This is a genomic window from Methylobacterium nodulans ORS 2060, assembly GCF_000022085.1.
Classification (GTDB): Bacteria; Pseudomonadota; Alphaproteobacteria; order Rhizobiales; family Beijerinckiaceae; genus Methylobacterium; species Methylobacterium nodulans.
Genome location: NC_011894.1, coordinates 6,577,303 through 6,592,658, shown reverse-complemented (window position 1 = coordinate 6,592,658; position 15,356 = coordinate 6,577,303). Strand labels below are relative to the sequence as shown.

Here is a 15,356-nt window from a genome sequence, read left to right as displayed (position 1 = left end):
CGTGGCCCGCAGATTACGGATTCGTCATACCAATGGGCCTTGAAAAGGACCGTTGGTTCCGCCGCTGCAACAATCCTCTGGCTCAAGTAAGTGTCCGCACCGCCTAAGCACTCGGCACGTTCGTCCAGTTTAGCGGCGCGACTCCGTAGCCATACGAACTGCAAGTCCCGCCAGGACCGTTCCCATCAACCACCGCTGTACGGCGATCCATGTCGGACGGCTCGACAAAAACACAGCAATTGATCCCGCAGCCAAAGCTATTGCCGCGTTCACCGCGACGCTGATGATGATCTGCGTGCCACCCAACATCAATGATTGCGTCAATACGCTGCCATTCTCCGGGCTTATGAACTGCGGCAGCAGCGAAAGATACATAACTGCAATCTTTGGATTGAGCAGATTGGTAATGAAACCCATCATGAACAGCTTCTTCGCGCTGTCCTTCGGCAGTTCCTTGACCTGAAATGGCGATCGCCCACCCGGCTTTACGGCCTGCCACGCAAGATAGAGCAAGTACAATGCGCCTGCGAAGCGGAGCGCGTCATAGGCATAGGGAACGGCCATAACAATGGCTGTGATTCCGAATGCGGCGCATAGCATGTAAAATACAAAGCCAAGAGCAACGCCACCTAAGGATATGAGTCCCGCTGCACGACCTTGGCAGATTGAACGTGAAACCAGGTAGACCATGTTTGGTCCCGGGGTCAGGACCATGCCGAGAGCAACGAGGCCGAATGCAAGCAAGTTGGCTAATTCAGGCATGAACCAACCTCCGGATTGATAGGTGCAGTATCTCTCTTTCCAACCTGGATCGCCATGAAACACTGCGTCACGAGAGGGCAATCAACACCCTCATACACCGAATGGGCGCGGCTTCCATCGCCATGGAATCGTTTCAGGTGCCGCCCCCCTGTCCGGCCGCCTGCGCGGCTGGGAGCAGTCCGGCATGCGCCTCCGCGCCGTGCCGGAGGCCCTGCCAGCCGAGCCAGCCGGTATAGAGGCCCACCAGCACGATGAGCGCCGCCGAGGCGTAGGGCGCGCGCCGGGCGATGATGCCGAGCCCGGACCAGCGGCGCGAGACCTGCCGGACGCTCAGGGCCGCGAGCACGCCCGCCGACACCATCGTCAGGGCGAGCCCGATGCTGAAGCAGACGACGAGCGCGAAGCCGAGGCTGAACTGCTTGAGCTGGATGCACAGGAGCAGGACCGTGATGGCCGCCGGGCACGGGATCAGGCCGCCGGTCAGGCCGAACAGGACGATCTGGCCGGTGGTCACGGTGCGGCCCGCGAAGCGCCGCCGGATGTCCTGGGCATGCGCCCGGGCATGCGCGTCGTCCTCGTCGCCGAGATTCATGTGGGCGTGATCGTGCTCCTCGAAGACCTGCTCATGGGTCTCCGCGCCGGCGGGGCCGTCCCGGTGCAGCCGGGCCGTGAAGGCGTGCGGCTCCGGGATCTCCTCCAGGCTCTCCAGGAAGGCGCCCCGGTCGGCGAAGGCGAAACGCTGCCGGGTGCCGTCTGGCCGCAGGGTCTCGACGCTCACCTCCCGGGCCGCCGGGAGCGGGCCGCGTTCCGCGTGGATGCGCCAGCGCGGCGGCACGCCGTCCTCGAACACCGCCAGCGTCAGCAGCCCGTCCCGCGTGGCGATGCGGCGGGGCTCGTCATGGTGATGATGGTGATGATGCTGCTCGCGCCACGTCCGCCACGCCATCCAGAGCGCGATGCCGACGATGATGCCGGCCGAGGCGAGCTGGAAATAGGGCTCGGCGGCCTCAGCCCCCCATTCCCGGCCGAAAGACTGCCCGCCGAGCGCGATCGCCCAGACGACCGCCGTGTGCGAGAGCGTCGCCGCGAGCCCCAGCAGCACCGCCTGCGCGACGGTCCCGCGCACCGCGATGATGAAGGCCGCCATCATGGTCTTGGAATGGCCGGGCTCCAGCCCGTGCAGGGCGCCGAGCAGCACCGCGCTCGGCACGAACAGCCAGGCATGCGCGGTCCCCTGCTGGAGCAGGTCGGCGAACGGGGTCATGGCGCCTCCGTCACTTAAGGTAGGTGCGCACCACGTCGATCAGCTCGGCCGCACCCCTGGCGCGCTCCGAATCCGGCTCGCTGTCCGGGTTCACGACGTGGTGGCGGATGTGCTCCTCCATCAGCTCGGCGGTGAGGCCGTTGAGGGCCCCGCGCATCGAGGCGACGAGCATCAGCACATCTGCGCAGCCGATCTCCGCCTCGAGGGCGCGCTCGACCGCCTCCGCCTGCCCTTTGATCCGCCGGATGCGGCCGAGCAGCTTCGTCTTGTGTTCGATCGTGTGGGACATGCGCGGTCGTCTTTCGCCAGTAACATAGGGGGGTACCCTATCGGTGTCGAGAGCCGAGACGGCCGCAGGCTGCGAGCGGCCTCAGCCGCGCGGGCCGAGCAGGATCACGGCGGTGCCGGCGAGGCAGAGGGCCGCGCCGCCGAGGTCCCAGCGGTCCGGCCGCTGCCCCTCCACACCCCAGAGCCAGACGAGAGAGGCCGCGATGTAGACGCCCCCATAGGCCGCGTAGGCCCGGCCGGCGGCCCCGCTCTCCACCCGCGTCAGCAGGACGGCGAACAGGGCGAGCGAGGCGAGGCCGGGCCCGAGCCACAGCGGCGACCGGCCGAGGCGCAGCCACGCCCAGACCGCGAAGCATCCGGCGATCTCGGCGAGCGCCGCACCGACATAGGCCAGGAGGGTCGTCATCCGCGGCCCTTCACACATCCGTGGCGCAAGGCCAAGCTTGCGCCGAGAACCGGTGCCCCGTGCTCCTGGACGGAGTTCAGGGACGGCGCGGCGGTCCGGCGGGATCGGGCGCAGCGAGCAGGGCCCGCACCAGCTCCCGGCGCGTCCGGCGGCCTGCCTGCTGCGCGAGGGCCGCGAGGTCTGCCCTCGCGCGCTCTTCCAGGAGCCCCGCCCCCATGGCCCGGGCTGCGGCGACCGCCTTGCGCAGCCACGCCTCGGCGTCGGTCTCGCCGCGGGCGAGCGCGCACAGCCCGCGCAGGCGCAGGAGCGCCGGCCCGAAGAAGGCCTGTCCGGTCTGCGCGATCTCGTCGAGGGCGATTCGGACCTGATCCAGCGCCGGCTCGGGATCGCCGCAGAGCAGCAGCGCCTCGGCCGCGAGGCCCCGGAGCTGCGGCAGGCCGAGCCGCGTGCGCGTGGCGGCATCCGCGATGTCGCCGACGATCTCGGCGGCGAGATCGGCCCGCTCGGGCCCCGCCGCGGCGGACCAGGCCAGGAAGACCTTGCAGTGCAGGCCCCAGGCCGCGATGGCATGGGCGCGGCAGAACGCGACGCCCTCCGCGGCGGCCGCCCGCGTCGCCGGCCGGTCGCCCCGGTAGTGATGCACGTAGCAGGCGGAGGCGAGCGCCCAGCCGATGCTCGCCGGATGGCCGAGAAGGCGCGCATGGTAGAGATTCGCCTCGGCCATCGCGACCGCCTCCACGACGCGGCCCTCCGCGCACAGGATGACGCACTCGAACCCGGCGGCCCCGACCTGGCAGTCGGCCCCGAAGATGGGAGCGAGGCCCCGGTGCGGGTCCGGCCGGTAGAGGCGGCGGATCTCCCGGAAATGCGCCTGCGCGCCCGGCAGGTCGCCCCGGAAGAAGCAGACATAGCCGAGCATGCGGTGCGCTTGGCAGAGATGCGTCGAATCCCCGTCGCGGCGGGCGAGGTCGAGGCATTTCCGGGCCGAGGCCTCCGCGGGCGCGAAGCGGGCGGCGAAATGGTGCCCCGAGAAGATGCCCCACAGGAGGGAGAAGCGCTCGTCCGGATCGCTGAGGTCGTCCAGGAATTCCTGCGCCCTCGCATAGGCCGCCACCGTGTCGTCGTGGGCGGGGCCCTTCACGACGTAGAAGGCCTGGGCGAGGCCGAGATGGAGCCGGGGGCCGAGCAGCCCGGTCTCCTCGCCCCGGACCCGGGCGAGGTCCTCGATGCCGGCCCGGAAGTGCTGGATCGCTTCCGGGTTGGCGAAGCGCGCCGCCGCCCGCTGCCCGGCCCTCAGGGAGGCCGCCGCCGCCCGGTGGAAGAGCTGCGCCCCCCGCAGGTGATGCGCGACGGTCTCGGGCTCGGTCTCGGCGATGTCCGGGAAATCCGCCTCGAGGACGGCGGCGATCCGGGCATGGAGGGTGCGGCGGCTCGCCCGCAGCAGGCTCTCGTAGGCTGCGTCCTGCACGAGGGCGTGCTTGAACAGGTAGGTCGTGCCGGCCGCCCCGCTCTGCTCCGAGAGCAGGCCCGCCTGGACGATCTCGCCGAGCGCCGCGGCAAGGTCGCGATCCGGGCGCTCCGCGATGCGCTGCAGCATCGTCCAGGTGAAGGAGCGGCCGAGCGCCGCTCCGATCTGGGCGATCGGCTTGGCGCTGCCGAGCCGGTCGAGCCGCGCCATGATGATGTCCTGGAGGGTCGAGGGGACGCGGGAGACCTCGGGGCCGGAGCCGGGACCGTCCCGCACCTCCAGCACCGCATGGGTGAGTTCCTCGATGAAGAGCGGGACGCCGTCGGCCTTGGCGACGATGTCGCGCCGCTCCTGCGCTGCGAGCGGCCGGCTCTGCGCCAGGCCCCGGACCAGCTCCTCCGCCTCGCCGGCATCGAGGCCCGTGAGGGTCAGCTGCCGGACGGCCGGCCGGTCGGCCCAGGCGGGCTGGTATTCGGGGCGGGCCGTGACGAGGAGGAGCAGCCGCCGCCCCGCGAGCCGGTCGATGACGAGGCGGGCCAGCTCCTCGGTGGTCGGGTCGGCCCATTGCGCGTCCTCGACCACCATCACCACGGGCCTGCGCGCGGTGAGGCCGATCAGCTCGTCGAGGAGGAGGCGCAGGGTCGCCGCCTTGCGCTGGTCCGAGGTCAGGTCCGGGTCCGGAGGCGCATCCTCCAGGGGCACCGAGAGGAGATGGGCGAGGAGAGGCACGCCCTCGTCCCGCCGCTCCGGCGCGAGCAGCCGCTCGATCTTCTCCCGCCGGAGCGCGGGCGGGTCGTCCGGAGCGAGGCCGGAGACGCGCCGCAGATGCGCGAGCAGCGGATACCACGGGCTATGCGTGTGCCGCGGCGAGCACTGGAGCGCGACGCGCGTCACGTCGGGGCCCGCAAGGGCACCCGCGGGTGCATCGCCAAGCCGGCTCGTCCAGGCGCGCAGCAGGGCGGATTTGCCGATCCCGGGCTCGCCCCGCACCAGCACCACCTGCCCCTGGCCCGACTCGGCGAGCGCCCAGCTCTCGGAGAGGGCTTCGAGCTCCCGCAGGCGCCCGACATGAACAGCGCCGCTGCGGCGCCCCTCGGAGCGGGCGGCGTGCTCGCGCGCGCCGTCGACGCGCCACAGCACCACCTCGTCCGCGATACCCTTGAGCCGGTGGGGGCCGAGATCCGTGAGGTCGAACAGGGAGCCCAGGAGCCGGCGCGATGCATCGGCAATCACCAGGGTGCCGGGGGCGGCGGCGGCCTGGATGCGGGCGGCGAGGTTCGGCACCTGGCCGATGATGGCCGTGCGCGTGCCCGGGGTCTCGGTCGCATCCTCGACAACGACCACGCCGGTCGCGACGCCGATGCGGACCTGGGCGTCGGTCTCGGTCGATACCCGCAGCTCCGGCACCCGCCGCAGGATCTCGAGCCCCGCCCGCACCGCCGCTTCCACGCTGTCCTCGTGGGCCATGGGGAAGCCGAAATAGATCACGATGCCGTCGCCCTGGAACTGCGCGACGAAGCCCCCGTGGCGCGCGACGACCTCGGCGCACAGGCCCTGGTAGCTGCGCAGCACGTCGCGCAGGTCCTCCGGATCGAGCCGGGAGGCCAGCACCGTCGAATCCACGAGGTCGCAGAACATCACGGTGAGCTGCCGCCGCTCGGGAGCGGAGGGCGCCGGGTTCTCGGCGAGCCGGTCCGGATGCGGCGGGTCCCGCCGTCCGGTGTGGTCGAGGATCGCCATCAGGCGCCGCTCCCCGGGGCGCCGGCGCTGGATCGGATCGCGGCCCTTACGCTCAACGCTCCTCGGCACACTCTGGCCGCGCCCGGAACCGGGGCGGCGATGGTCCGGGACGGTATCCTCACCCGGTCTCCTCCTTTCTCACGAAGCGTTCGACCGTCAGGGGACCCTTCGGGGCGGCCACGTTCAGCGAGAAGCGCCGCCGCTCCCAGACCGGACGCTCGGTGAGCGTCCACGCATAATCCCGCACCAGAGCGGTGCAGAAGAGCCGGGCGGTGGCGAAGGCCGCGTCCTTCCCCGGGCAGGTGCGGTCCTGTGCCCGCACCAGGGCGTGCTCGAGGCCGCGCGGCCAGATCAGGGGACGTGCGCCGGTTCGCGGATCCGCGAAGCGGTCCGGATCGAAGACGTCGGCGCGCGGCACGTGCACTGGATCGTTCTGGGCGAAGGGGATCACGCCCATCACCAGCTCGCCCTTCCGGATCCGGAACCGGCCGGATTCCGAATCGAGGCTGCGGTCGCGGATGGCGCGCCCGAAAACGAAGGATACCGGCGGATGCAGGCGCAGCGTCTCGCGGATGACGCGGTCGAGGAGCGGCGTCGCGGGCCTGCCCGCAGGAAGGCCGGTCTCCTGCCGCAGGTCTTCCTGCCGCAGGGCCTCCTGCCACGCGGGGTGCAGGCTCAGCTCCCCGACGAGGGACTTCATCAGGTTCTGAAGGCCGAGGAAGCTGTTCATCCCGACCAGGAAGGCGAGCTGCTTGGCGAGCGCCTCGCGGTCGTGCAGGCCCTCCTCGGCCGCCATCTCGGCGATGCGGGGGAAATCCGGGGCCCGCCGCACCACGTCGAGGATCCGCTCGTAGGCGCGGCGCGAGCGGGCGTAGTTCGACCAGGGGATGAACTGCGTCAGGGCCGTGAAGCGCTGCGTGAAGATGTTGCCGTAGACGAGCCGCACGTCGGCCGGATCGGCCTCCGTCCCGAGGAGCCAGCGGAACACGAAGGTCGCGGCGAAGTCCTCGATCTCGTCCGCCCAGGCGAAACGCGGCCGGGAGGTCCAGCGGGCGGCGTACTGCCCGAAGGTCTCGGCGAAGACCGGCTGCAGCGTGGCCGCGCGCCAGTCCAGCAGGCGCAGATAGAGGCGCTTGGGGCCGTCATGGGCCTCCCCGCTCTCGAAGATGCTCGGCGTCACGGAGCCGACGAGCGGCCGGGGCGGCACCGCCCGGCCGAACCCGTAATCCTGGATCAGGTCCGGATCGGCGAAGAGCGCCCCGATGCCCTGCTGGTCGAGCACCACGACGGTCGGCTGGAACAGGTTGACCTTGAAGACCGTGCTGCGGTGGAGGGTGCGCCGCCTTGCGAAGAACCGCTCCCAGCCGCTGACGAACAGAAAGTCCACCGTGTCGAAAAACTTCCTCAGCCCGGGCGGTCCGAAGGAGCCGGGCGGATCGCGCTCCGGCGGCGCCCCGAAGGTGAAATTCGCCCGTCGGTCGCCGAGGTCGGCGTTGCGGCGCACCACGTCCTCGAGCGTCGAGGTCGTCTCGAGGCCGGCGAGGCCCGCGGGCGAGAAGGTATCGGCCCCGTAGACGTGGCAGGACAGGAGGGGGTTGGTGAGCGCCTGCGAGAAGGCGTCGGAGCCGACCATCAGCGTCATCAGGTCGCCGAGCGGCGCGTCAGGCGCGCGCGCCTCGGCGAAGAGGCCGACCAGGAAATCGACCTGGTCGACATGGGCGTAGACGGCGCGCAGCCGCTCGGCCAGGTCCCGGTCCCCGGTGAGTTCTTCGAACGAGGTCACGCGGGGCAGGCCGAAGCGCTCGCGGTAGTCGTTGTAGGGCTTGATCCGCCACGCCCGCGACTTCTCCATCGCGGCGAGGTCCGCCGGAACCAGGAACCAGGGGGTGTTGCCGAGCGTGATCTTGCCCGCGCGCTGGCTCGCCGCCGCGTGCAGCACCGCGACGAGCCCCTTCTCCACCAAGAGGGCGTTGTTGAAGCGGAACCGGTCATCCGGCAGCGGCGCCCCCTCGAGGGTCATCGCGGTCGGGACCAGGGGATGCCAGCGGTAGAGGAGATCGAACTCTCCGGCGATGCGGTTCGTCCGGTACCAGGGCCGGCGCTCCGCGAAGCCGACCTCGGGGAAGACCCGGAAGCGGGTCGTCGAGAGATGGTTGATGTAGTCGCGGATGACGATCTCGAGCAGCTGGGCGATGTTGACGGCGCGCGCCGTCTCGAACAGGCGGTCGTCGTCCCAGTCGGCATGCTCGGCCCGCAGGCGGCGGCACAGGCGGTTGTGCTCCCGCAGGAACACCGTGTTCAGGGCGCAGTAGAAGATCGTGGAATTGCCCCGCTCCAGGCCCGACGCGAACAGGGACCGGCGGCGCTCGGGCGTGTCGAACGCGCCGGTCAGGATCGGGTTGCGGTAGCCGGTGCCGTCTTTATTGACATACGACAGGCCCCTGAACTCGTCCCGCACATGCTCGCCGGTCTCGTCGAACAGGAAGGGCGGGTATTCCTCCGCGTCGATGATCTGCGACTTCAGCAGGCCGTCCCGGTGGCTGCGCAGGATGTCCGTGTCCGCCACGCACAGGCCGTAGATCTGGCAGAGGTCGATCTCGTGGTTGGAGGTGTTGCAGCGGAGGTCGTCCGGGTCGGTGCGCAGGAAGCTGTCGGTGAACCACTGCGCGAAGAAGCAGAACAGGGCCGAGCTCTTCGGGCAGGGCTGCATGGCGCCCGTCCGGCGGAAGAGCGCATCGAGATCACGGACGGGCGGGAGCGCATCGACCTCCGCGGGTGTCGCCGGCGGAAGATGGCGCCCGGAGAACCGGCGCTCCACGAGGCCGGTCCATGAGGTGTAGGGAGCGCAGGGCGCCGTCCCGGGACCCCAGAGGGAGAACGGATAGGGACGCGGCGGCGCGCTTCCCGTGATCAGGTTGATGAAGAGGCGGTTGGTCCAGCCACGCAAGGCCGGCGTGTCGCTGACGAACTGCCAGAATCCTGGCGCCTTCGTCACGAGCCTGAGGGCGATCTGATTGGCCGATGGCACGGTCCATCTCCCTCGCGCTCGTGAGTAGCGAGATCAACCGCAGCCTTTTTCCACTTCGCTTGTCTTGTCAAGGGCAGTAGAGCCCGGCGTTTCTCGGAACTCCCGCAGGCGAAGGCTGGTCAGGGCGCCCAACCCGGGCGGTGGAACCGCGGACCGGTCCGCCCCTTGCGCTCCGGTGCCCAGGCCTATCCCTCCAGCCGCACCAGCGCCTCGCGCACCTTGCCGATCCGCTCGGCCGCCGCCTCGCGGCGCTCGCGCTGCTCCTCGACCACCTCCTCGGGCGCGCGGGCCAGGAAGTCGGCATTGGCGAGCTTGGCGTCGATCTTGGCGATCTCGCCGTCGAGCTTGCCCTCCTCCTTGCGCAGGCGTGCCACCTCGGCCGCGAGATCCACCACGCCTTCGAGCGGCAGCGCCGCCACCTCCCCGCGCACGAGGAGCTGGATTGCCTTCGCGGGGCTCTGCGCCACGGTGCCGATCTCGGCGATGCGGCCGAGCCGCCGCACGGTCTCGCCCCAGCGGGCGAGGCGCGCCTGAACGGCCTCGCTCGGGTTCACCAGCACCAGCGGGATCTGGGCGCCGGCCGGCACGTTCGTCTCGGACCGGGCCGAGCGGATCTCGGAGACGAGATCGACCACCCAGCCGATCTCGGCCTCGGCCTCCGGCCGGCTCAAGGAGCCGAGATCCGGCCAGCGCGCGAGCGCCAGGAGCCCGCGCTCGAGCCCCGCCTCCTGGCCCTTCGTCGCCCACAGCTCTTCCGTCAGGAAGGGCATGAAGGGATGCAGCAGGATGCAGATCTGGTCGATCAGGAAGGCGACCGTGGCGCGGGTCTCGTCCTGCGCAGTGCCCGCCTCGCCCTGGAGCACCGGCTTGGCGAGTTCGAGGTACCAGTCGCAGAAGACGTTCCAGACGAAGCGGTAGGCGGCGTTCGCGGCGTCGTTGAAGCGGAAGGCGTCGAGCGCCGCCGTCACCTCGGCCACCGCGCGGGCGGCCTCGCCGAGCGCCCAGGCGTTCAGCGTCTCGCGCAAAGCCTCCGGCCGGAAGGCCGGATCGATCCGGCAGCCATTCATCTCGGCGAAGCGGGCGGCGTTCCACAGCTTCGTCGCGAAATTCCGATAGCCTTCAACGCGTTGGATGGAAAGCTTGATGTCGCGTCCCTGCGCCGCCATGGCGGCCAAGGTGAAGCGCAGCGCATCCGCCCCGTAGCGATCGACGAGATCGAGCGGATCGACCACGTTGCCCTTGGACTTCGACATCTTGGCGCCCTTCTCGTCGCGGACGAGGGCATGGATGTAGACGGTCCGGAAGGGCACTTCGTCCATCGCGTGAAGGCTCAGCATCATCATCCTGGCAACCCAGAAGAAAATGATGTCGAAGCCCGTCACCAGGGTGCTGGTCGGGTAGTAGCGGGCGAGCTCGGGCGTCGCCTCGGGCCAGCCCAGCGTCGAGAAGGGCCAGAGCCCCGAGGAGAACCACGTGTCGAGGACGTCCTCGTCGCGGCGCAACGCCACCGGGCGGCCGTGATGGGCGGCGGCCTTCGCCAGGGCCTCCTCCTCGCTCCCCGCCACGAAGACTTGGCCCTCGGCATCGTACCAGGCCGGGATCTGGTGGCCCCACCAGAGCTGGCGCGAGATGCACCAGGGCTCGATGTTCTCCAGCCACTGGAAGTAGGTCTTCTCGTAAGCCTCCGGCACGAAACGGGTCTTCCCGTCGCGCACCGCCCGCATAGCGCGCTCCGCCAGCGGCTTGACGTTCACGTACCACTGGTCGGTGAGGTAGGGCTCGATGACCTCGCCCGAACGGTCGCCATGGGGCACCGCATGGGTGTTGGGCTCGATGGCCACGAGGCGCCCGCGCGCCTCCATCAGGGCGACCACCGCCTTGCGCGCCTGCGCCCGGTCGAGCCCGTGCAGCGCCAGGGTCTCCGGCTCGGGGGCAGCGTCCTTCAGGAAGGCCTCGTTGCCGTCGAGGCTTATGCGGGCTTCTTCATCCAAGACATTGACGAGCGGCAGGTCGTGGCGCCGCCCGACCTCGAAGTCGTTGAAGTCGTGGGCCGGGGTGATCTTCACCGCGCCGGTGCCCTTCTCGGGATCCGAGTACTCGTCCGCGACGACCGGGATCAGGCGCCCGACGAGGGGCAGGCGCACGCGCCTGCCGACCAGCGCCCGGTAGCGCTCGTCCTCCGGATGGACCGCGACCGCGGTGTCGCCGAGCATCGTCTCGGGCCGGGTCGTCGCCACCGTGATGGTCTCGCCCGTCTCCTGCCCGGCCTCGTCCACGACCGGGTAGGCGAAGTGCCAGAGATGGCCCTTCACCTCGACCTGCTGCACTTCGAGGTCGGAGATCGCGGTCTGGAACTTCGGGTCCCAGTTCACGAGGCGCTTGTCGCGGTAGATCAGCCCCTCGGCGTGCAGGTCGACGAAGACCTTGATGACGGCCCTGGACAGGCCCTCGTCCATGGTGAAGCGCTCGCGCGACCAGTCGCAGGAGGCGCCGAGCCGCTTGAGCTGATTGACGATGGTGCCGCCGGATTCCGCCTTCCATTCCCAGACCCGGCGCACGAATTCCGGGCGCCCGAGGGTGCGCCGGTCGGGCTCCTGGTGCTCGGCGAGGCGGCGCTCGACCACCATCTGGGTAGCGATGCCGGCATGGTCCGTGCCGGGCTGCCAGAGCACGTCCTTGCCGCGCAGGCGCTCGAAGCGGGCGAGCACGTCCTGCAGGGTGTTGTTGAGGGCATGCCCCATATGCAGCGAGCCCGTCACGTTCGGTGGCGGGATCATGATGCTGTAGGGGGCGGCGTCCGCCCGGTCGGGGCGCCCGGCCCGGAAGGCCTGCGCCTCCTCCCACTCGGCGGCGATGCGCGCCTCGACGGCGGCAGGATCGAAGGTCTTGTCCATCATCAAGGGCCACCCGCGCCGGCGTGGCGCCCGGCGATCGGCCGCGGTGCTCACCGGCGAAAACGCGTCGGAAATCGAAACGGGGCCGGCTTGCGCGGGCAGCCGGCCCCCTCACGACGCGCTTTCAACCGAACGGGGCCCTCCCGTCAACTCTCCGTCACGCCGCCGGCCGCTCAGCGCCCGCGGGCGACCCGCTCGATCTCGGCCCGCACGAGGCGCTCGACCATCGCCGGCAGGTTGTCGTCGAGCCATGCCTTGAGCATGGGGCGCAGCATGTCCTGGACCAGATCCTCCAGGGTGCGGGCGTTGTTGGTCAGGACCGTATGGGCGAGGAGGTTGAAGGCCTGGCTCACGCTCGCATCCGCATCCTGCGAGAGCAGCCGCTCCGGAGCCTGAGCCGGAGCCGGCTCAGGCGGCCGGACGGGCTCCGGCTTCGGCGGCGGGACGGCCGCTTTCGGGGGCGGCGGAGGCGGGGGCGGCGGCTCGATCTCGATGGTATCGAAATCGATCGGGTCGTCCTTGAAGGCGATCTCGGGCTCGCCCTCCAGCGGCGGCTTGCGCACCGGCTCGGCGACCTCGGCGAGGTCGAGGACGTCCTCCTCCTCCGCCGGGGCCGGATCGGGCACCGGCACGGGCCGGGCCCCCGCTATGGGGGCCGGCTCGGCGTCCTTCTGGTCGTCGGCGATGATGCGGCGGATGGAGGCGAGGATCTCCTCCATCGAGGGTTCCTGCGTCTTGGGGCTCGCTGCGCTCATCGACTGACAACACTCGGGAGGGAGGGCCGGGACGTCACGCCCGCGGGCCAGTATTCCACGTCACGCCCGCCGCACAAGCGACCCTGCCCACCGCCAACAGGACAGTTCGCGGGTGTGACCCGGGGGCCATGATCAGCGCCCGTCCGGGGTCCGCACGCCGTACCAGAGATCCTTGACCTGATCGAAATGCTGCTTGGAGCTGTATTGCGCGACCGGCACGTTGATGAAGGCGGTGGTGAGCCGGCCGATCGACTGTACCACCTGATAGGAGCTGACCACGCGGTCGCGCTGGGCGGTGATGAGGTTGACCCGGGCCGAGAGGAGTTCCTGCTGGGCGTTCAGCACGTCCAGGGTGGTGCGCTGGCCGACGCGGGCTTCCTCGCGCACGCCGTTGAGCGCCACCTCGTTGGCCTGAACCTGGGCCTGCTGGGCGATCACCCGGGCCTTGGCGGCGTCGAGCGCGCCCCAGGCGCTGACGATGGCGGCCCGGACCTGGTCGCGGAAGATCTCGACCTGGATGCGCGCCTGGCCCACCTGCTCCTTGGCCTGACGGATCGCGGCGTACTCCGCGCCGCCCTGGTAGAGCGGGACGCTGAGCTGGGCGGTGACGGTGCCCTGGAACTGCTCGGAATTGGCGAATTGCTGGTCGAAGAGCTTCTGCACCGAGCCGCTGACGCTCACGGTCGGGTAGAGCGCGGATTCCGCGATCTTCACCTGCGCCTCGGCGGCGTCGACGGCGTGGAGGGCCGCGATGACCTGCGGGTGCTCGCGCAGCCCGATGTCGACCGCCGTCCCGAGGCTGCTCGGCACGAAGCGGTCGAGGGGGCGGCCCGGGGCGAGCTGGCGCGGCTCGACGCCCACCACCTGCCGGTAGATGGCGATATCGGCGCGCAGGGTCGATTCGGCCAGGCTGACCTGCGAGCGCGCGCCCGCCAGACGGGCCTCGGCCTGGGCGACGTCGGTGCGCGTGACCTCGCCGACGTTGAAGCGGTCGCGGGTCTGGCGCAACTGCTCCTCGAGCACCTCGACGTTGTTGCGGTTGAGTTCGAGCGTCGCGGTGTCGGCGAGCACGTTCATGTAGGCCTGCACGGCCGAGAACAGCGTCGTCATCTCGACGTTACGCAGGCTCTCGCGCCCGCCCAGCACCTGCGATTCGGCCTGGCGGGTCTGGTTGTCGGTGAGAAAGCCGTTGAAGAGGGTCTGGTTGACGGTGAGCCCCGCGCCGCCCGGGACGAGGGTCTGGTTGATGCGTTGCCCGCCCACGGTGCCGTTGTTGTTCTGCACGCCGATACTCGCGCTGCCGCTCGCTCTCGGCCGGTAGCCCGCAAGGGCCCGGCTCACGTTCTCGTCGGTCGCGCGCTGGCCGGCCCGCTGGGCGTTCAACGTCGGGTTGCCCGCATAGGCGCGCGCCATGGCGGTCTCCAGGGTCTCCGCCGAAGCGGCGTGGCCCGCCAGCGCCAGCGCGAGGCCGGCAAGGCCACCGAGCCTGAGCCCGCGATACGCCCGAGTAGGTGTGTCGGTCACGCTTAACTCACCCTGTGAGGCCGATGCCATTCCGTCCCGATGTACGGACATGCCGGTCGGAATGATGTCCTGCTTGCCCACCTCGCACCCAACCTTAGCCGAAGCGGGAGGTCGGGACATCGGCCAGGAGTCGTTGGGAACCGACTTTGGGCAGCGGTGGCGCATAAAAGCGACACTCGCGGCCCGCCTGCGGGCATCGCGCACGCACAGGCTCCGGGCCGCCGCGGCGGCCCGGAGGGGGCTGGCCCGGATGGGCTCGCGCCGGCCGCGGCCGGTTCAGAAGGTGAAGCCGGGCTCCGTCGCGAAGGCCCGCAGGAGCGGCGCGGCGGCGTCGAACAGGGGGCGTGAGCCGAAGGCGTTGCCGGCGCGCACCCAGAGGGTCGCTTTGCCGGTGCGGCCCTCGCCCTGGATGCAGGCGAGGCGGCCGCCATCGGCGAGCTGTTCCAGCAGGGCCTGCGGGCGCCGCTCGATTCGCCCGTTGATCAGGATGACGTTGTAGGGGCCGTGCTGCGGTGCGCCCCTGTCCAGGGGGCCGGTCTCGACCGGGATCGCCTTGCCGGTGACGGCGGCGAGCCGTTCGCGGGCCGCCGCGGAGAGGCCGGGCAGCGATTCGAGGCCGACCGGCCTGGCGCCGATCCGGTCGAGGAGCGCCGCCGCGTAGCCGAGGCCCGTGGCGACGTCGAGGGCCCGCTCGCCCGGCTTGACGGCGAGCGCCTGAAGAAGGCGGGCGAGGACCATCGGGGCGGGCATGGAGCGGGTCTCTCCCTCCTCCGTGCCGAGCGCGAGCGGCTGGTCGATATACGCGAAGGCTTCCCGTCCCTCCGGCACGAAGCGCTCGCGCGGGACGCCGTCGAAGGCGTCGAGGAGCGCGATGTCGGTCACGTCGAAGGTCCGCAGCTGACAATCGACCATGAGGCGGCGCGCTTGCGCGTAATCGAGCATGGGAGTCTCTGAGGACAGTGGCGGCCAGGCCGTCGGGCGACGGGGTTGTGGTGGATCGCCTGCCAAAAGGCAAGGTTCGACCGCGCCGGTCGCCGAAGCGCCGGGCCGCAGGGCGTATCGATGCATCGGAACGGGGAGAATGGAGGCCTCGCCCGTTCTTCCACAATCACGCCGCCGCAATGGCTTGTGAGTTCCAAACCGCGTCGGACCACCCACCAAATCACTAGGCTTTTCGGTCGACTTCCAACCCGATCCTGGCCGGAGGGGCAAGGCGGATGAGCCAGT

10 protein-coding genes are annotated in these 15,356 nt (G+C 70.4%); all 10 read right to left on the bottom strand.

What is annotated here, in order from left to right; all coding sequences use genetic code 11:
- Positions 1-129: 129 nt before the first annotated feature.
- The 10 genes from MNOD_RS30680 to MNOD_RS30630 all read right to left on the bottom strand — a co-directional run bounded on the left by MNOD_RS30680 (position 130) and on the right by MNOD_RS30630 (position 15,071).
- Positions 130-762, bottom strand: a complete 633-nt coding sequence (locus MNOD_RS30680) for a LysE family translocator (protein WP_015932845.1) — start codon at positions 760-762, stop codon at positions 130-132.
- A gap of 133 nt (positions 763-895) precedes the next feature.
- Entirely contained in the window at positions 896-2,026 is a 1,131-nt protein-coding gene (locus MNOD_RS30675; RefSeq protein WP_015932844.1) for a nickel/cobalt efflux transporter, read from the bottom strand.
- 10 nt (positions 2,027-2,036) lie between these two features.
- Positions 2,037-2,315 (bottom strand): metal/formaldehyde-sensitive transcriptional repressor, encoded by a 279-nt coding sequence (locus MNOD_RS30670; protein ID WP_015932843.1) that lies wholly within the window; start codon positions 2,313-2,315, stop codon positions 2,037-2,039.
- A gap of 81 nt (positions 2,316-2,396) precedes the next feature.
- Complete coding sequence (locus MNOD_RS30665) at positions 2,397-2,720, bottom strand: YnfA family protein (protein WP_015932842.1); 324 nt, start codon at positions 2,718-2,720, stop codon at positions 2,397-2,399.
- A 76-nt stretch (positions 2,721-2,796) separates the two neighbouring features.
- Positions 2,797-5,928 (bottom strand): AAA family ATPase, encoded by a 3,132-nt coding sequence (locus MNOD_RS30660; protein ID WP_015932841.1) that lies wholly within the window; start codon positions 5,926-5,928, stop codon positions 2,797-2,799.
- A gap of 118 nt (positions 5,929-6,046) precedes the next feature.
- Complete coding sequence (locus MNOD_RS44370) at positions 6,047-8,956, bottom strand: cytochrome P450 (RefSeq protein ID WP_015932840.1); 2,910 nt, start codon at positions 8,954-8,956, stop codon at positions 6,047-6,049.
- 185 nt (positions 8,957-9,141) lie between these two features.
- Positions 9,142-11,853: a valine--tRNA ligase gene (locus MNOD_RS30645; protein ID WP_015932839.1), complete on the bottom strand. Its 2,712-nt coding sequence runs from the start codon at positions 11,851-11,853 to the stop codon at positions 9,142-9,144.
- A gap of 170 nt (positions 11,854-12,023) precedes the next feature.
- The gene (locus MNOD_RS30640; protein WP_198157557.1) at positions 12,024-12,605 is read right to left on the bottom strand and encodes a PopZ family protein; all 582 of its coding nucleotides are present in this window, start codon (positions 12,603-12,605) and stop codon (positions 12,024-12,026) included.
- A 132-nt stretch (positions 12,606-12,737) separates the two neighbouring features.
- Positions 12,738-14,129, bottom strand: a complete 1,392-nt coding sequence (locus tag MNOD_RS30635; protein ID WP_043749730.1) for a TolC family outer membrane protein — start codon at positions 14,127-14,129, stop codon at positions 12,738-12,740.
- A gap of 276 nt (positions 14,130-14,405) precedes the next feature.
- Entirely contained in the window at positions 14,406-15,071 is a 666-nt protein-coding gene (locus MNOD_RS30630) for a protein-L-isoaspartate O-methyltransferase family protein (RefSeq protein WP_015932836.1), read from the bottom strand.
- Positions 15,072-15,356: the final 285 nt, after the last annotated feature.